At 68.7% G+C, this 17,661-nt stretch carries 15 protein-coding genes; 11 read left to right on the top strand and 4 right to left on the bottom strand.

Annotated features, from left to right (window positions below; translation table 11 throughout):
• Positions 1 to 17 precede the first annotated feature (17 nt).
• Positions 18 to 926 carry a helix-turn-helix domain-containing protein gene (locus UCD39_RS16980; RefSeq protein ID WP_330497087.1) on the top strand — a complete coding sequence of 303 codons (909 nt, stop codon included), beginning with the start codon at positions 18 to 20 and terminating at the stop codon, positions 924 to 926.
• A gap of 60 nt (positions 927 to 986) precedes the next feature.
• On the opposite strand, the gene UCD39_RS16975 is transcribed toward UCD39_RS16980, so the two are convergent.
• Entirely contained in the window at positions 987 to 1,661 is a 675-nt protein-coding gene (locus tag UCD39_RS16975) for an orotate phosphoribosyltransferase (RefSeq protein WP_330497086.1), read from the bottom strand.
• A 38-nt stretch (positions 1,662 to 1,699) separates the two neighbouring features.
• Positions 1,700 to 2,761 carry a dihydroorotase gene (gene pyrC, locus UCD39_RS16970; RefSeq protein ID WP_330497085.1) on the bottom strand — a complete coding sequence of 354 codons (1,062 nt, stop codon included), beginning with the start codon at positions 2,759 to 2,761 and terminating at the stop codon, positions 1,700 to 1,702.
• A 191-nt stretch (positions 2,762 to 2,952) separates the two neighbouring features.
• On the opposite strand from pyrC, the gene UCD39_RS16965 reads away from it, so the two are divergent.
• From UCD39_RS16965 to UCD39_RS16955, 3 genes are all read left to right on the top strand, one after another.
• Positions 2,953 to 3,750: an ATP phosphoribosyltransferase regulatory subunit gene (locus UCD39_RS16965; RefSeq protein WP_330497084.1), complete on the top strand. Its 798-nt coding sequence runs from the start codon at positions 2,953 to 2,955 to the stop codon at positions 3,748 to 3,750.
• A complete protein-coding gene (locus UCD39_RS16960; protein WP_330498474.1) occupies positions 3,645 to 4,325 on the top strand; it encodes a His/Gly/Thr/Pro-type tRNA ligase C-terminal domain-containing protein in 681 nt (226 codons plus the stop codon). Before UCD39_RS16965 ends, UCD39_RS16960 begins: the two co-directional genes overlap by 106 nt.
• A gap of 231 nt (positions 4,326 to 4,556) precedes the next feature.
• The gene (locus tag UCD39_RS16955; RefSeq protein ID WP_330497083.1) at positions 4,557 to 7,754 is read left to right on the top strand and encodes a transglycosylase domain-containing protein; all 3,198 of its coding nucleotides are present in this window, start codon (positions 4,557 to 4,559) and stop codon (positions 7,752 to 7,754) included.
• On the opposite strand, the gene UCD39_RS16950 is transcribed toward UCD39_RS16955, so the two are convergent.
• Positions 7,755 to 8,726 carry an alpha/beta fold hydrolase gene (locus UCD39_RS16950; protein ID WP_330497082.1) on the bottom strand — a complete coding sequence of 324 codons (972 nt, stop codon included), beginning with the start codon at positions 8,724 to 8,726 and terminating at the stop codon, positions 7,755 to 7,757.
• Between UCD39_RS16950 and UCD39_RS16945 the strand changes: the two genes are divergently transcribed.
• The 7 genes from UCD39_RS16945 (at position 8,725) to UCD39_RS16915 (ending at position 16,437) form a co-directional block, all read left to right on the top strand.
• A complete protein-coding gene (locus tag UCD39_RS16945; protein WP_276509115.1) occupies positions 8,725 to 8,856 on the top strand; it encodes a hypothetical protein in 132 nt (43 codons plus the stop codon). The two genes, UCD39_RS16950 and UCD39_RS16945, sit on opposite strands and share 2 nt — an antisense overlap.
• 132 nt (positions 8,857 to 8,988) lie before the next feature.
• Entirely contained in the window at positions 8,989 to 10,200 is a 1,212-nt protein-coding gene (locus UCD39_RS16940; protein ID WP_330497081.1) for an MFS transporter, read from the top strand.
• Positions 10,201 to 10,333: 133 nt separating this feature from the next.
• Positions 10,334 to 11,284 (top strand): bifunctional riboflavin kinase/FAD synthetase, encoded by a 951-nt coding sequence (locus tag UCD39_RS16935; RefSeq protein WP_330497080.1) that lies wholly within the window; start codon positions 10,334 to 10,336, stop codon positions 11,282 to 11,284.
• A 274-nt stretch (positions 11,285 to 11,558) separates the two neighbouring features.
• On the top strand, positions 11,559 to 14,438 hold the full coding sequence (gene ileS / locus UCD39_RS16930) for an isoleucine--tRNA ligase (RefSeq protein WP_330497079.1): 2,880 nt from the start codon (positions 11,559 to 11,561) through the stop codon (positions 14,436 to 14,438).
• A complete protein-coding gene (gene lspA, locus UCD39_RS16925) occupies positions 14,435 to 14,932 on the top strand; it encodes a signal peptidase II (protein ID WP_442943658.1) in 498 nt (165 codons plus the stop codon). Before ileS ends, lspA begins: the two co-directional genes overlap by 4 nt.
• 155 nt (positions 14,933 to 15,087) lie before the next feature.
• Positions 15,088 to 15,591: a DUF3035 domain-containing protein gene (locus tag UCD39_RS16920; RefSeq protein ID WP_145735646.1), complete on the top strand. Its 504-nt coding sequence runs from the start codon at positions 15,088 to 15,090 to the stop codon at positions 15,589 to 15,591.
• A 234-nt stretch (positions 15,592 to 15,825) separates the two neighbouring features.
• Complete coding sequence (locus UCD39_RS16915; protein ID WP_330497077.1) at positions 15,826 to 16,437, top strand: hypothetical protein; 612 nt, start codon at positions 15,826 to 15,828, stop codon at positions 16,435 to 16,437.
• Positions 16,438 to 16,451: 14 nt separating this feature from the next.
• Here the strand turns inward: UCD39_RS16915 and UCD39_RS16910 are convergent, their stop codons facing one another.
• Positions 16,452 to 17,486, bottom strand: coding sequence for a GIN domain-containing protein (locus UCD39_RS16910; RefSeq protein WP_330497076.1), 1,035 nt, complete (start codon positions 17,484 to 17,486; stop codon positions 16,452 to 16,454).
• Between the last annotated feature and the right edge of the window lie 175 nt (positions 17,487 to 17,661).

The raw sequence follows: 17,661 nt of genomic DNA, 5'->3' as shown, positions 1-17,661 counted from the left end.
TCTTGACCTCTCAGGTCATGGCTTTTGCCCGTAGCGGCCGTATCATTCCCTCCATCATGACCCATGCCGCCGCCGCGACCGTGACCGCCCTTCCTTCACAGCCTACGCCGCCCCAGCCCACGCCGCTGGGCCTGTTGCTGCGCGAGTGGCGGGCGGCGCGGCGCATGAGCCAGATGGATCTGGCGCTGGAGGCCGGCGTCTCCACCCGGCACCTCAGCTGCGTGGAAACCGGCAAGGCCCAGCCCAGCCGCGAGCTGTTGGCCCGCCTGGCCGACACGCTGGACATGCCCCTGCGGGAGCGCAACGCCCTGCTGGTGGCCGCCGGCTACGCCCCGCGCTACGGCGAGGCGACGCTGGCCACCCCCGCCATGGCGCCGGTGCGCCAGGCCATCGACTTCATCATCGGCCAGCAGGAACCCTATCCCGCCGTGGTGATGAACCGCCGCTGGGACGTGCTGCGCACCAACCGCGCCACCGCCCGCATCGTCGGCCTGGCGCGTGGCGGCATGCCCCGGCACAACAACATTCTGCGCCAGATCTTCGATCCCGACGACATGCGGCCCGTCATGGGCAATTGGGAAAGCCTGGCTGGCGACCTGATCTGCCACCTGCACAACGAACTTGCCGCCACGCCCCTGGACCAGGGGCTGCGCACCTTGCTGGACGATGTGCTGGCCTATCCCGGCGTGCCCGCCCGCTGGCGGTCGCGCGACCCGGACGCCTATCCCTTGCCGCTGTGCACCACGGTTTTCGCCGGTGGCGCGGTGGATGCGGAGGGGCATCCGCTGCGCTTCTTCTCCACCATCACCACCTTCGGCTCCGCCCGTGATGTGACGGTGGAGGAACTGCGCATCGAGTGCATGTTCCCAGCCGATGAGCGCACGGCGGAGCGGTGCAAGGCGCTGGCGGCGGGGGCGTCCATATAAGCAAACAGCGGCATGGGTCGCCCCATGCCGCTGCGGTAAACGTCGCGCCGGATGGAAGGCTTACGCTTCCACCTTGCCGCCATTGGCGGCCGACCATTCGGCCGGGGCGTGCAGGAACTTCTCCACTTCCGCCATCGTTGCGGTATCGAAATAGTTGTGGTCGCGGGCCACCTTCAGCACGTCCCACCAGGTGGTCAGGGCATGCAGGGTGACGCCGATCTCCTTCATCGTCTCCACGCTCTTGGGGAAGATGCCATAGTGGAAGACGACGAAGGCGTGCTCACACACCGCGCCGGCCTGGCGCAGGGCGTTGACGAAGCCCACCTTGCTGCCGCCGTCGGTGGTCAGGTCTTCCACCAACAGGATGCGGTCGCCCTCGGCGAACTGGCCCTCGATCTGGGCGTTGCGGCCGAAGCCCTTGGGCTTTTTGCGGACGTACTGCATGGGCAGGCCCATGCGGTCGGCCATCCAGGCGGCGTAGGAGATGCCGGCCGTCTCACCGCCGGCGACACCGTCGAACGCCTCGAACCCGGCATCGCGCATCACCGTCTGCACCGCGTAATCGATGATGGCCGAGCGGGCGCGCGGGAAGCTGATGACCTTGCGGCAGTCGATATAGACCGGGCTGGCCTTGCCCGAGGTCAGGATGAAGGGCTGGGCGGCGTTGAAGTGGATCGCCTTGATGTCCAGCAGGATGCGGGCGGTCAAACTGGCGGCGGTCTGGGCGTCGATCATGGGGGACCTCGGGCGCTGAAGATAAATTGGTGGAGGGTTTAGTCCTGAAGTAGGCGCCAGTCCAGCCGTTCGCCGGCGCGGAAGGGCAGGACAGCGTTGCTGCCGCCGGCGTCCACCAGGTCGGGGACGATAAAGCCGTCACGCACCAGGGTGATGGTGTCCGCGTTGGGCGCCAGGCCGTGGAAGCGCGGGCCGTTCAGGCTGGCGAAGGCCTCCAGCGCGTCCAGCTTGCCCTCCTCGTCGAAGACCTGGGCGTAAAGCTCAATGGCGCTGGCTGCCGTGTAGATGCCGGCGCAGCCGCAGCCTGATTCCTTGGCGCTGGTGGGGTGCGGCGCGCTGTCGGTGCCCAGGAAGAACCAGGGCTGGCCGGAGGTGGCGGCGCGGCGCAGGGCCAGTCGGTGCTTCTCCCGCTTGGCGATGGGCAGGCAGTAGAGGTGGGGCCGGATGCCGCCCGCGAAGATGGACGACCGGTTGATCATCAAATGGTGGGCGGTGATGGTGCAGGCGAGGCGCCCGCTGGCCCCGTGCGCCTCCACCACGGCCACCGCCTCCTCGGTTGTCGCATGTTCCAGCACGATCTTCAGGGCCGGGTAGCGGTCCATCAGGGGCAGCAGCACCCGCTCGATGAACACGGCCTCGCGGTCGAAGATGTCGATGGCGGGGTCGGTCACCTCGCCATGGACCAGCAGGGGCATGCCGATGTCCTGCATGCGCGCCAGCACGCCGGCCACGTTGGTGAGGTCGGTGACACCGTGGGCGGAATTGGTGGTGGCATGGGCGGGGTACAGCTTCACCGCCCGGAACAGGCCTTCCTCATAGCCGGCGGCGATCTCATCGGCGCTGCTGCCATCGGTCAGGTAGGCGGTCATCAGCGGCTGGAAGCGGGTGTCCGGACCCAAGGCTTCCATGATCTCCGCCTTGTAGCGCCGGGCGGCGGCGCGGTCGGTCACCGGCGGAACGAGGTTGGGCATGATGATGGCCCGGCCCATCTGGCGGGCGGAGTGCGGCAGCACGGCGCGCAGCATGGCCCCGGTGCGGACGTGCAGGTGCCAATCGTCGGGGCGGCGCAGGGTCAGGCGGGCGGCGGTGGTCGCGCTCATGGGGCAGGGTCCGGCTTATGATGTCCGGGCGCCAGTGGTACGCGCTCAGGTGCCTGGGCTCAACCCCTGTGCGCCCCAGGTGTCGCGGATGGCCCATGCTTGGGACGCGCGACCCATGCCTGTGGCGCGCCACGGGGCAAATCGGGTATGAAGCCCGTCTTGTCCGTCTCTAAAATCCCGAGTCCGATCCCATGGCCCTGATCGCCCCCCGCACGCCGCCCGGCACGATGGAACTGCTGCCGTCCAAGCAGATCGCCTTCCAGCGCATGCTGGACACCATCCGGCGGGGCTATGAGCGCTTCGGTTTCCTGCAGATCGAAACGCCGGTGTTCGAGACCGTGGACGTGCTGCTGACCAAGTCGGGCGGCGAGACGGAAAAGCAGATCTATTTCGTGCAGTCGACCGGCGCCCTGGAACAGGCCAAGCGCCCGGACATCGCCCTGCGCTTCGACCTGACCGTGCCCACCGCCCGCTATGTCGCGGAGCATGAGCATGACCTCAGCTTCCCCTTCCGCCGTTACCAGATCCAGCGCGTCTATCGCGGGGAGCGGGCGCAGAAGGGCCGTTACCGCGAGTTCTATCAGTGCGACATCGACGTCATCGGCAAGGACAGCCTGTCCGTCGCCTATGACGCGGAGATGCCGGCCGTCATCTACACCGTGTTCCGCGACTTGGCGGCGGTGGGCATCGACGTCGGCCCCTTCCAGATCAACCTGTCCAACCGCAAGATCCTGCGCGGCTTCCTGGAAGGGTTGGGCCTGACCGAGGGCGAGGCCCAGGCCGCCGTGCTGCGTGAGATCGACAAGCTGCCCAAGGTGGGCGTGGACGCCGTGCGCACCACCCTGACGGGGAACAGGCGCTGTCGGCCGAGACCGCCGACGCCATCCTGGCCTTCGTCGGTATCGACGGCACGACGGATGAGATGCTGGCCAAGGCCAAGGAGCTGGCGGGAACCAGTGCCACCGCGCAGGAAGGCCTGGGTGAGCTGACCCAGGTGGTGGCGGGCCTGCGCGCCCTGGGCGTGCCGGATAGCCATTTCCGCGTCAATTTCTCCATCACCCGCGGCCTCGATTACTACACCGGCACGGTGTATGAGACCTTCCTGACCGACTTCCCGCAGATGGGCAGCGTCTGCTCCGGCGGGCGCTATGACAACCTGGCCAGCCAGTACACCAAGAGCAAGCTGCCGGGCGTCGGCATCTCCATCGGCGCCACCCGCCTGTTCTATGTGCTGGACCAGGCCGGCCTGGTGAAGGACCAGACCAGCACCATCGACGTGCTGGTCACCCAGTTCGCGCCCGAACTGCTGCCCGACTACCTGGCCCTGGCGGGTGAGCTGCGCACCGCCGGCCTGAACGTCGAAGTGCATCTGGAGCCGGCAAAAATAGCCAAGCAGATGAAATATGCCGACCGTGCCGGCATTCCCGTGGTGCTGATGATGGGCCCGGATGAGAGGGCGGCGGGCACCGTCACGGTGAAGCGGCTGGCCAGCGGCGAGCAAGCGGCCGTGACCCGTGCGGACCTGCCCGGCCACCTGCTGGCATCATTCGGTCGCGCGCGCTGAAAGGCGACGGCACGGGACTTGCGTAAGTGATCCGGCGTTCGGGGCGTCCCCCGTGTTCGGTTGACCACCGGCATGGGGCTACCCCCAACAGCAGGCGGCCCTTGATATCGCTTGATCAAGGGCGGGTTAAGGCCGCTTAGTTCCAAGGGACGGTGGGTTCCAGGTGAGGGTGGGGCTTTGCCGGATGGCCTGGACGGGTCTGCGCTAGGGGGGGTACCGCGTACGCGGGCGATGACGACCAGCACCGAGGACAGCTTGGGCGGAAGCCCCCTGGCGGGTATTGGCGGGCGCGGCGAGACCCTGGCCGCGTTGCGTCCACCCGTGTCCCGCCTGTCGCCGGGGGCGAAGGCCGCCCATACCGACGCCACAGGCCCCAAGGTCCGCCGCCGGGGCACGCCGCTGTGGGTGCGTATCCTGGGCTGGACCACCAGCTTGGCCATCATGGGCGGCATCGGGGGCGCGGCCTGGCTGGAAACACAGACGTCGGGTTTCGAATCCGCGCTGCTGGCCCGGGTGGGCCGCGACCTGCGCTTCTCCGTCTATCCCGGGCCCACCACGGCGGTGCGCTACCCCACCGGCGGGCCCTATGATGAGAGGCTGGGCTATACCCAGATGCCCAGCTTCCTGGAGCGGCTGACGGCCGGTCCCTACCGCGTCACCGCCCAGGCGCGCATGTCGCCCACCCTGCTGGACTATCTGGACCTCAGCTTCTATCCGCCCTATGCGGAGAAGACCTCGGCCGGGCTGCAGGTGCTGGACCGCGGCGGCACGCTGCTCTATGGCGCCAGCTATCCGGAGCGGGTGTTCACCAGCTTCGCCTCCGTCCCGCCCCTGGTGGCCAACACCCTGCTGTTCATCGAGAACCGTAAGCTGCTGGACCCGGCCCACCCTTACCGCAACCCGGCGGTGGATTGGGACCGCTTTGGCCTGGCCTTGCTGCAGATTCCCTTGCAGGTCATCAACCCGGGCGCCCAGCGCATCGGCGGCAGCACCCTGGCGACCCAGACGGAGAAGTATCGCCATTCCGCTGGCGGCCAGACGTCCGATGGGGTGGAAAAGCTGCGCCAGATGGCGTCGGCAAGTATGCGCGCCTATATGGACGGCGCGGACACGACCCAGACCCGCTTCCGCATCCTGGTGGATTACCTGAACTCCACCCCCCTGTCGGCCCGGCCCGGCATCGGTGAAATCAATGGCCTGGGCGACGGCCTGTGGGCCTGGTACGGCACCGACTTCGCCACCGCCAACCAGATCCTGCGCGACCAACCCCGAACGGAAGAGGATTTGGCGACCCAGGCCGTGGTCTATAAGCAGGTGCTGAGCCTGCTGCTGGCCCAGCGGCGCCCGTCGTTTTACCTGACCACCAATCGCACGGCGCTGGACGCCCTGTGCAACGAGCATCTGCGGGTGCTGGAAAAGGCGGGCGTCATCCCGCCGGCCCTGGCCGATGCCGCGCAGAACTTCCGACTGCGCTTCCGGGAGGAGGCGCCGGACACGCCCGATGTCTCCTATGTGGAACAGAAGGCCGTCAACGCCATCCGTAACCGCCTCATCTCCATGCTGGGCGCCCATACGCTGTATCAACTGGACCGCCTGGACCTTACCACCGACACGACGCTGGACCAGGCGGCGCAGGAACGGGTGACGGCGGTGCTGAAGCGCCTGTCCGACCCGGCGGCGACGGCGGAGCTGGGTCTGACCGGCGACCGGCTGCTGACCGGGGCCGACCCGGCCAAGGTGGTCTATTCCGTCACCCTGTATGAACGCGCCCCCCACGCCAACCTGGTGCGGGTGCAGGTCGACACCCTGGACCAGCCGCTGGACCTGAACGAGGGCGCGCGCCTGGATTTGGGCTCCACTGCCAAGCTGCGCACCCTGATCTCCTATCTTGAGATCATCGAGAAGCTCTACCGCGACTATCACCAGCGCGACGCGGCGGCGTTGCGCGACATCTCGGCCGCGGCGGATGACAACCTGACGCGCTGGGTGACCCAGACGCTGGCGGAAACCGGCGACCAGGGGCTGCCGGCCCTGCTGAACGCCGCCATGGAGCGCACCTATTCCGCCGGCACGGGTGAGCGTTTCTTCACCGGCGGCGGCCTGCACAGCTTCAACAATTTCGAAAAGTCGGACGACCACCGCATCCTGACGGTGTCGGAGGCGCTGCGCCGCTCGGTCAACCTGGTGTTCATCCGCCTGATGCGCGACGTGGTGAACCACTACATCGCCGAAGGGCCGGCGCGGAAGGACGATGTCCTGGACGATCCGCGCAACCCGGCCCGCCAGACCTACCTGGCCCAGTTCGCGGATCGGGAGGGCAGCACCTTCCTGAACCATTTCTGGGATGAGTATGGCGGCCTCAACCCCGACCAAGCGCTGGAAAAGCTGGCGGCCAAGGCCGGCACGCGGGAGGAGCGGCTGGCCGTCATCTACCGCTCTGTCCGGCCCAATTCGACGCCTGAGGATTTGGCGCGCTTCCTGGCGGCCCACGGCGCCACGGAGAACGAGACCCGGCCCCCCGGAGCGCGCGCTAACGCGAAACCGCAGCCGCTGAAGCCCGCCACCGTGGCCGCCCTGTTCGAGAAGGCGGACCCGGAGAAGTGGACCCTGAACGACCGGGGCTACATGGCCGGCGTCCATCCGCTGGAATTGTGGCTGGTGGCCTATCTGCAGGAAAGCCCCAAGGCGCCCAAGCGCCAGATGCTGAAGGAAAGCAGCAGCTCGCGCCAGGAAAGCTATCAGTGGCTGTTCTCCACCCGCTACAAGCACGCGCAGGACACCCGCATCGGCATCGTGCTGGAGGAACAGGCCTTCGCCCGCATCCATGCCGACTGGAAGCGCCTGGGCTATCCCTTCGAGGCGCTGGTGCCCTCCTACGCCACCGCCATCGGCAGTTCGGGCGACCGGCCCGGGGCGCTGGCCGACCTGATGGGCATCATCGTCAACGACGGCATCCGCCTGCCCACCGCGCGCATCACCCGCCTGCACTTCGCCGCCGGCACACCCTATGAGGCGACGGTGGGTCTGGATGACCGGCTGAAGGGGGAGCGCGTGCTGTCCCATGAGTTGGTGGACGTGGTGAAGGCCCACCTGCTGGATGTGGTGCAGAACGGCACGGCCCAGCGCGCCAAGGGCGCCTTCCACGACGCCGAGGGCAACCCGCTGCCCCTGGGTGGTAAGACCGGCACGGGTGACCAGCGCTTCGACCGCTTCGGGCCCGGCGGGGTGCTGCTGGAATCGCGGGTGGTGAACCGCACGGCCACCTTTGTCTTCTATGCCGGCGATCGCTTCTTCGGCGTCATAACCGCCCATGTCCATGGGGCCCAGGCCGCCAACTACCACTTCACCAGCGCATTGCCGGCCCAGTTGCTCCGCGTGCTGGCCCCGGCGCTGCAGCCCCTGATGCTGATGCCGCCGGACCAGGGGTAACTACAACCCGTTTTCCTCCAGGAAGTGGTCGATATCCTCCCACACCGCGCGGCGGATGGCGTCAGTCTCCATCATCAACTCGTGCTGGGCGCCGGGATACTGGTGGAACCAGGCGTTGGGCAGGCGGCGGGCCAGGACGCGAAGGGCGGCGGAGCGCACGATGCGGTCGGCGCCGGCCGCCAGGATCTGGATGGGCAGGTTCAGGCCTGACATGCTCGCCTGCTCAAGGTAATCCATGGAGCGGAAGGCGGCGGCCAGCCAGCCGTAGGTGACACCGCCCAGGCACAGATCCGGCTGGCGGCGGCAGGCGTCCAGCGCCACGCGGAAGCGGCGGGGGTCGGTGGTCAGGGTGTTGCCATCGAATCGCTGGGCGTCGGGATCGAAGTCGCGCTGGCCGGCGGCATAAGTCTCGGCCTTGCCTTGGCGGCACGCCAGATCCGCGATCAGCGTGGCGGCGCGGCTGGGCAAGGGGAAGGTGTTGACGCGCAGCATGGCGGCGCAAAGGATCAGCGCCTTCAGCCGCGGCACCTCCATCGCCGTGTCGCAATCCAGCACATGGCGCAGCATGAGATGGCCGCCCATGCTGTGGGCGAAGGCCACGACCGGCCCCGTGGGCGGGCACAAGGTCGCCATCACCGCGTCCAAATCGTCCAGGTAGGTGGCGAAGTCGTCGATGTGTCCCATGTGGCGGTTGGCGAGGGAGCGTGAGGACAGGCCCTGGCCCCGCCAGTCGAACGATACCACCCGCCAGCCCCGGGCGGCCCACTCGGCGGCCTGTTCGGCGTATTTTTCCAGAAACTCGCTGCGGCCGTTGACCAGTAGGCAGGTGCCGCGCCGACCGGCCGCCTCGCCCGCCTGCCACGACCCCAGGCGCAGCCGCGCGCCGTCGGGACGCTCCAGGTAGGTGCAGGACCATCCGGTGGTGCCCGCCTGGTCCGCCCGGACGGCGGGTGTTTCGACTGCGGTGTCCATGACGGCGGCGATCCTGGCGCGGCTGGCTGTCGGTGATGCTTTGCTGATTGTCGGGGCGATTCGCCGCGCCCGTCCACCCCACAAGGCATATTTTTTCGATCTTTTGCCCGTTCCCGGCGGCGCGCTATGAGCCCGCTCACATCGGGCCGGCGTAGGGGCATGACGGGGGCGCCCATCTCCACCGACAGGTTAACGATGGACCCGTGGTGGTCATGGCGCCAGTTTCCGGGTGAACGATGCTGCCCCATCAGGATTGACGATCATGGAATCCTTGCACTGGCGACGGAACCTGTACGTCTGCCTGTTCGGATCCTTCACCACCATCGCGGGCCTCAGCCTGATATTGCCCTTCCTGCCCCTGTATGTGGAGCATCTGGGGGTGAGCGGTCACGCCGCCATCGTGCAATGGTCGGGCGTCGCCTATGGCGCCACCTTCTTTGGTGCCGGGGCCACTGCCCCCCTGTGGGGCCGGTTCGCCGACCGCTACGGCCGCAAGATCATCCTGATCCGCGCCAGTTTCGCCATGGCGGCGGCCATCGCGCTGACCGGCCTGGTGCGGGACGTCTATCAGCTGGTGGCGTTGCGCTTGCTGGCGGGCCTGTTGGGGGGCTACGCCTCCGGCTCCATCGTGCTGGTGGCGACGCAGACGCCCAGGTCCCGGTCCGGCTGGGCCCTGGGTGTCCTGTCCACCGGCATCCTGGCCGGCAGCCTGGCGGGGCCGCTGATCGGCGGCGCCCTGCCGGGGCTGATCGGGCTGCGGCAGACCTTCTTCGCCGCGGGCGGCGCCATCTTCCTGACCTTCATCGCCACCGCCACCCTGATCCGGGAGGAACCGCGGGCCAAGGTTGCCGGGCCCCCTCTTGTGGGCAGCCCGTGGCGCCAGATCTCCGACCGGCGGCCGGTGTACGCCATGCTGTTGACCGCCTGCATGCTGATGGTGGCCAATATGTCGATCGAGCCCATCATCACCGTCTATGTCGGCCAAATCGCCCCGCCCGACAGCGACATCGCCTTTCTGTCGGGGCTGGTGATGGCGGCCGGGGCGTTGGCCAGCATGCTGGCGGCGCCGCGCGTGGGGCGGCTGACCGACCGGCTGGGGCCGCGTGCTGTGGTGGTGGCCTGCCTGGCCGCCACCGGCGTGCTGATGATCCCCCAAGCCTTCGTCACCCATACCTGGCAGCTGATCGCCCTGCGTTTCCTGATGGGGCTGACCTTGGCCGGCCTGTTGCCCGCCATCACCACCCTGATCCGGCACAGCGTGCCCGACCGGGTGGCGGGCGCCATCCTGGGCTATTCCACCTCTGCCCAGTTCGCGGGGCAGGTGGCCGGGCCGCTGCTGGGCGGCTTCATCGGCGGGCATGTGGGCATGCGCTCCGTGTTCTTCGTGACCGCCCTGCTGCTGTTCGCCAGCGCCGCCCTGAACGCCTTGCCGCGGCCCGGCGGTGGGCTGGATGGCAGGCCAGGCGGCAGATAGGGCGCATGCGGCCTGAAGGCGGGCCGCATGCGCGGGAAGGGGCTTTGCAGAGCGGGGCGTTAAAGCCTATATCCGGACGCATCGGATTTCCGCCCGTTCCACGGCCCACCCAAGCGATGAAAAGCCGCCGGTCATGAAGCTATTGCGCCACTATGAGGATGCGCCCGCCGACGTACGCGGGGCGGTGGTGGCTTTGGGCAATTTCGACGGCGTGCATCTGGGGCATCGCGCCGTCATCGGCCAGGCCCGGGCCTTGGCCGACGACCTGGGCCGGCCGGCCGCCGTCATGACGTTCGAGCCGCACCCGCGCAGCTTCTTCCGCCCGGACGATCCGCCCTTCCGCCTGACGCCGTTGCGCATCAAGACGCGCCTGATCGCCGGCCTGGGCGTCGATGCCCTGGTGGTGCTGCACTTTGACGCCGCCCTGTCGGGCATGACGGCGGAGGAGTTCGTGGAGAGGGTGCTGGTCCAGGGCCTGGGGGCGCATCATGTCGTGGCGGGCTACGACTTCCTATTCGGCCACAACCGGGGCGGGGACATGGGCCTGCTGCGGACCCTGGGCGCTCAGCACGGCTTTGGCGTGACCGAGGCGCGGCCGGTGGCCAATGGGGCGGGGGAGCCTTATTCCTCCACCTCCGTCCGCCGCCATCTGCAGGAAGGCCGTCCACGGGAAGCCGCCGCCATCCTGGGCCACCCCTTCGAGATCGAGGGCCGGGTCGAGCACGGCGACAAGCGCGGACGCACCATCGGCTTCCCCACCGCCAACATCGAAATCCACGATTACCTGCGCCCCCAGTTCGGCGTCTATGCCGTGCGCGCCGGGGTGGACGAGGGTGCCGCCACCGTGTGGCATGACGGCGTGGCCAACCTGGGCCGCCGCCCCACCGTGGGCGGCACGGTCGAGCGGCTGGAGGCCCACCTGTTCGATTTCGACGGCGACCTCTACGGCCGGCATGTCCGCGTCCAGTTGCTGGACTTCATCCGGCCGGAGATGAAGTTTGAGAGTTTCCAGGCGCTGAAGGACCAGATCCTCGGCGATGCGGGTGAGGCGCGCCGCCGCCTGGCCACCCTGCCTAAACCGTGAACCGGGTCAGCGCCGTGACGCCAGCCGGTTCCGTCCCATGCCGCTTGACCCGCCGGGGCCGGCTGCTAACATCCGCCCCCATGTTGATACCGCGCCAGATCAGGGTCATGGACCTGCGAATTATCGACCCGGTCTCCTGAGGGGGGCCGGGATTTGGGCGCGTTCATCCGCGTACCGCCACCGCCGACAATCCCGCCGGCCTTCCCCGGGACGCCCGCTTCCGCGCCCGGGCCAGGGAAGGCCGCCATCCGAACACCGGATTTTCTGACCCGCCATGACCCGCGATCTTAAAGACACCGTTTTCCTGCCGCGCACCGATTTCCCCATGCGCGGCGGCCTGCCGAAGAAGGAGCCGGAGCTGCTGGCCCACTGGGCGGCCATCGACCTGTACGGCAAGCTGCGCCAGGATGGGGCGGAACGCGCGCCCTTCGTGCTGCATGACGGCCCGCCCTACGCCAACGGCAACATCCATATCGGCCACGCGGTCAACAAGATCCTGAAGGATGTGGTCATCCGCAGCCAGCAGATGCAGGGCCGCAACGCGGTCTACGTCCCCGGCTGGGACTGCCATGGCCTGCCCATCGAGTGGAAGATCGAGGAGAAGTACCGCAAGGCCGGCAAGGACAAGGACGAGGTGCCCGTCCTGCAGTTCCGCGCCGAATGCCGCAACTTCGCCGCTGAGTGGGTGGGCGTCCAGGCCGCCGAGTTCCGCCGCCTGGGTGTCGAGGGCGACTGGCAGAACCCCTACCTGACCATGGCGTTCGACGCCGAATCCGCCATCGTGCGTGAGATCCACAAGTTCCTGCTGAACGGCGGCCTGTACAAGGGCGCCAAGCCCGTCATGTGGTCGGTGGTGGAAAAGACCGCCCTGGCCGAGGCCGAGGTCGAGTATCAGGACGTGACCTCGCCCATGATCTGGGTGCGCTTCCCCGTGGTGACGGCGCCGACGCCGGTGCTGAACGGTGCGGCGGTCGTCATCTGGACCACCACCCCCTGGACCATGCCGGGCAACCGCGCCGTGGCCTATGGCGAGGATATCCCCTACGCGGTCTACACTGTGACCGAGGCCCAGGAAGGCTCGCTCGCCAAGGTGGGTGAAAAGCTCATCCTGGCCCAGGCCCTGGCCGACGGGGTGGCGACATCGGCCAAGGCGACGTTCGCGAAGGGTGCCGACGTCACCGCCGCCGACCTCAACGGCGCCATCCTGGCCCATCCCTTCCGCGGCCATACGGAGGCCAACGGCGGCTACGACTACGCCGTGCCGCTGCTGCCGGGTGACCATGTCACGTCCGACGCCGGTACCGGCTTCGTCCACACCGCCCCCGGGCACGGCGCGGAGGACTTCGACCTCGGCCGCAAGTTCGGGCTGGAGGTGCCGCAGACGGTGGACGCGGACGGCAGCTACTACGCCCATGTGCCGCTGTTCGCCGGCGCCCGCGTCTACACGCCGGAGGGCAAGCCGGGCGACGCCAACGGCAAGTCCATCAGCACCCTGATCGCGCAAGGGGCGCTGCTGGCCAAGGGCAACCTGAAGCACAGCTATCCGCACAGCTGGCGGTCCAAGGCGCCGCTGATCTTCCGCACCACGCCGCAGTGGTTCATCTCCATGGACACCAACGACCTGCGGACGCGGGCGCTGGCGGCCATCGACGAGACGCAGTGGGTGCCGCCGCAGGGCCGCAACCGCATCTATTCCATGGTGGAAAGCCGCCCCGACTGGTGCATCAGCCGGCAGCGCGCCTGGGGCGTGCCCATCGCCCTGTTCCTGTCCAAGACGGACGGCCAGCCCTTGAAGGATGAGGGCGTGCTGAACCGCATCGCCAGCTTCTTCGAGACCGAGGGGGCGGATGCCTGGTACAGCCGGCCCGCCGCCGACTTCCTGGGCCCGGACTATGACCCCGCCGATTACGACCAGGTGTTCGACATCGTCGACGTCTGGTTCGAATCGGGCTCCACCCACGCCTTCGTGCTGGAGCGGCGCAACGACCTGTCGTCGCCCGCCGACCTCTACCTGGAAGGGTCGGACCAGCATCGCGGCTGGTTCCATTCCTCGCTGCTGGAAAGCTGCGGCACCCGGGGCCGCGCGCCCTTCAAGGCGGTGCTGACCCACGGCTTCGCCCTGGATGAGCAGGGCCGCAAGATGTCCAAGTCCCTGGGCAACGTGGTGGCGCCGCAGCAGGTGATGGAGGAATACGGCGCCGACATCCTGCGCCTGTGGGTCGTGGGCTCCGACTATTCGGAGGATTTGAAGGTCGGCAAGGAGATCCTGAAGAGCAACGCCGACCTTTACCGCCGCCTGCGCAACACCCTGCGCTATCTGCTGGGCGCCCTGGCGGACTTCACGGAGGCCGAGCGGGTGGAACCGGCGGCGATGCCGGATCTGGAGCGCTGGGTGCTGCACCGTCTGGCCGAGATGGACGGCATCGTGCGCCAGTCCACCAAGGAATACGACCTGCACCGCCTGATCACCGAGCTGCATAACTTCTGCGCGGTCGACCTGTCGGCCTTCTACTTCGACGTCCGCAAGGACAGCCTGTACTGCGACGCGCCGACCAGCGACCGCCGCCGCGCCGTGCGCACGGTGCTGGAGCAGCTGTTCCTGACGCTGACGGCCTGGCTGGCCCCCATCCTGTGCTTCACGACGGAGGAGGCTTGGCTGGCCTTCCGCGCCGAGGGCGACGACGCCCGCCGGGCGGCGCTGCCGGAAAGCGTGCATCTGCGCCAGTTCCCGGACATTCCGGCCGGCTGGCGCGACGACGCCCTGGCCGCCCGCTGGGCGGTGGTGCGCGACCTGCGCCGCGTGGTCACCGGCGCCCTGGAACTGAAGCGCGCCGACAAGACCATCGGCTCCTCCCTGCAGGCGCATCCGACCGTGCATGTGCAGCCGGAGCATCAGGCGGCCCTCGCCGGCCTGGATCTGGCGGAAATCAGCATCACCTCCGGCATCACCGTGACCCTGGAGCCGGCGCCGGAAGGCGCCTTCGCCCTGGCCGACGTGGCCGGCGTGGGCGTGGTGTTCGGCGCGGCCGAGGGCGAGAAGTGCGAGCGCTGCTGGCGCATCCTGCCGGAGGTGCCGGCCGCCGCCGAAGGTGCGGAACAACTGTGCCATCGCTGCGATGACGCCGTTGGTGCCGTTGGGGGCGACCAGGTATGAGCATGCTGGCCCGTGTCTTGGGGCGCTTCGGTGTTCCTGGCCTGGTCGCGGCGGCCCTGGTCCTGGCCGCCGACCAGGCCAGCAAGGCCGCCATCCTGGGGCGCTTCGCCGAGGCGGGTGACGGCATCACCCTGCTGCCCTTCTTCAACCTGGTGCTGGTGTGGAACCACGGCGTCAGCTTCGGCCTGTTTAATCAGGGCGGCGCGACGGGCACCGTCATGTTGATCGTGTTAGCCCTGGTCATCACCGCCGCCATGGCGGTGTGGATGCGGCGCGCGGCCCGCCTGATCGAGGCGGTGTGCGCCGGCATGGTCATCGGCGGGGCGTTGGGGAATGTGATCGACCGGCTGCGCCTGGGCGCCGTCGTTGATTTTCTGGACTTCCACATCGCGGCATGGCATTGGCCGGCATTCAACGTCGCCGACAGCGGCATCGTGGTCGGGATGCTGGTGCTGGTCGTGGATGGGCTGTTCGTCAGGCCCGCGACGCGGTAGGGTGTCGCCGGCAAACGGGATGCCCGCATGGTGGTGCCAGTTGGGTGACGCCAGCCGGGGAACGGTGGGGTTCTCCGCAAGTGGGGCCCCGGAGTGGGTTAGGGTCAGGTTCACGGGGTCCCGGGGTCCGGGGCCTACATTCGACGGACGAGGATATGGGCGAGAATTCTAAGGTGTTTAGCGCGCGGCTGATGCTCGCGGCGGCCGGTTTGGCAGCCCTGACGGGGTGTGACAGCCTGGACTACCTGTTCGGCGGGTCGCGGCCGACGCCGGACGAGTTCCGGGTGCTGGCGCGCGCGCCGCTGGAGGTGCCGCCCGATTTCAACCTGCGTCCGCCGCAGCCGGGCAGCCCGCGCCCGCAGGAGATCGTGAAGGAGACGCGGGCCACCAGCACCGTGTTCGGCGCCGCCACCACCGAGGCGACGGCCGTGGCCTCCGCCACCGCCAACCAAAGCAAGGGCGAAGCGGCCCTCGTGGCCAAGGCCGGCGGCGATCAGGCCGACCCGCAGATCCGCAAGATCGTCGACAAGGAATGGCCGGGCACCGTGGTCGGCGATCGTGGTTTCCTGGACAGCCTGATGTTCTGGAAGGGTGACGACAAGCCGTCGGCGAACGCCCCGACGGTGCAGCGCGACAGCAGCTCCGCCGGCGCCCACTGACGCCTGCCTCAATGCGAAGGCCCGGACGGGATGACCTCCCTCCGGGCCTTTTGTCATGAGCGGACGATTTTCGGGCAACCCTTGCCTTATGCATTGCGCTTTGCAGGCCCCGGGGTTTTTCCAGTGTCAAGCCCGGAGGATGGCCTCCCTTTTTCGCCGCCCGTGACGCCCCGCTCGCTGGCACGCGGGTTGCTGTTGGACTCCTGACAGCGATCCAGGCTCCGGGGGGTTCCGATGACGTTCACGTTCGACGATTTCAAGGCGCGTTTCTTCCAGGCCGGTCCCCTGGCGGGCCGGACCGCTCCGGAAACCCCGGCGGCCGTGGCCATGCAGGACAATCCGCTGCCCAATGGCTTGGAAGCACGCCGCCGGTCCGCGCGTCCCGGCGCCGGTCCCGACAGCCTTGACGGCCTTCCCATCTCGGCAATTCTTGCCGCCATCAAGGCAGATCCTGCCGCCCTGCACCGGCGCCGCGCCGTGCTGGAGGGGGAAATCCGTTCCGTGTGGTCCACCTTGCAGGAACTGGTGCGGGAGTATCGCGCCCTGGGCGATGACGCCATGCTGCCCCAGGATGTCAGCCCCACCTTGCCCGCCAAGGCACCCAAGGCCTCTAACGGCCTGCCAAAGGAAATGGCGGCCCTGGGCGACGCCATCGGCCTGCCCCTGAGTGTCCTGCCCGACAGTGTCCTGCCCGCCGCCGCGCCCGCACTGGCCCCCGCGCCGGTGGTGGTGGACCAGGGCGGCCTGTTCGCTGTGGAGGAGGATGGCGCCGTGGTTCAGTCGGAACCGGTGCGCCTGCCCCGGTCCCGGGCCATGGTGCGCCCCGCCCGCCGCCAGGCCCGTTGATCAATCCCCTCAGGTCAGCGTCCGCCCGCGTGAACGTCGCCGCTGCCGCTGCGTGACTGCTCCAGCCGGCCGGTCACCTGGTCTATCGTCAGGTCACCACTGCCGCTCAGCGAGAGGGTGGCATCGGTGACCTTGACGTGCAGCACTTGGTCGCCGCTGCCGCTGATGGCGGTGGACAGGGTGCCGATCTCCCCGCCGTCGATGGTGATGTCGCCGTTGCCCGACTGCTTCAGTTGGGCGGTGGGCGCCGACACCGCGTGGATGGTCAGCGAACCCGAACCGCCGAGATGGGCCGACAAGGGCCCTTGCACCTTGGCCGCCGCCAGGTCGCCCGAGCCGTCGATGGTCAGGCGCAGGTCCTGCACCGCCGGCAGGGTGACGTTACCCGATCCGCTGAGCTTGGCCTGGGTGGTGCCGCCACTGCCCCCGCCGATGGTGATGGTGCCGCTGCCGCTGCTCTCCAGGTCGGTGGAGGGGCCGGTCATCTGGATGATGCCGACATTGCCTGAGCCCGCCACGCGCACCTTCAGCGCGCCCTCCAGGCGATCCAGCTGGGTATCGCCCGATCCATGGATGCGGATCTGGGCGCCGCCCGCCACCCGGTCGACCTTGAAATCGCCGGAGCCGTCCAGGGTCAGCCCCAGGGCGCCGAAGCTGCCGTTGGCCTGGTAGTCGGTGGACCCGCCCTCCTGCACCTCCAGCGGGATACCGGCGGGCACGGTGATGGCGATGCGCAAGGTGGGCTGCCAGCGCGTCCAATCCTCCCCCTCGCGATAGCAGCGGCGGCCGCTGATGCCCAGCTGGGCCACCTGGCCGCCGCTGGCCGTCAGTTGGTCCAGCTCCTTCGGGTCATCCGCCGTGGCCCGGATGCTCACGTCGTGCGCGCTGGATGAGGCGGTGATGTCCACCGTGCGGGCGCAGGGGGTTGTGATCCGCAGTGCCTGCCCCTGAAGCGTCCAGCCGCGTTCCCCCGCCCAGGCGCTGGCGGCGGCGGTGAGCGTCGCCACCGAGAGGGGCAGGGCGAGGGCGATTCGATGAAGACGGGACATGGGGGCGGACTCGTCCAGGGTTGCGGCATCGTCCCCATTGTCGCCGCGCGGCCGGGGCGATCAAGGGCCCAGCGGGCGATGGAACCGATCCGGCCCGCCCGCTTGCGCCAAGTGGCCCCATTCACTCGGGCCTACACCACCGCGCCGCGCCCGTTAACGTCAAAAACGGGGACAA

Source organism: Nitrospirillum karajorum, from assembly GCF_036348415.1.
Taxonomy (GTDB): Bacteria; Pseudomonadota; Alphaproteobacteria; order Azospirillales; family Azospirillaceae; genus Nitrospirillum; species Nitrospirillum amazonense_B.
The sequence above is the reverse complement of the archived record's forward strand: the minus strand, read 5'-3'. Positions and strand labels throughout refer to the sequence as shown.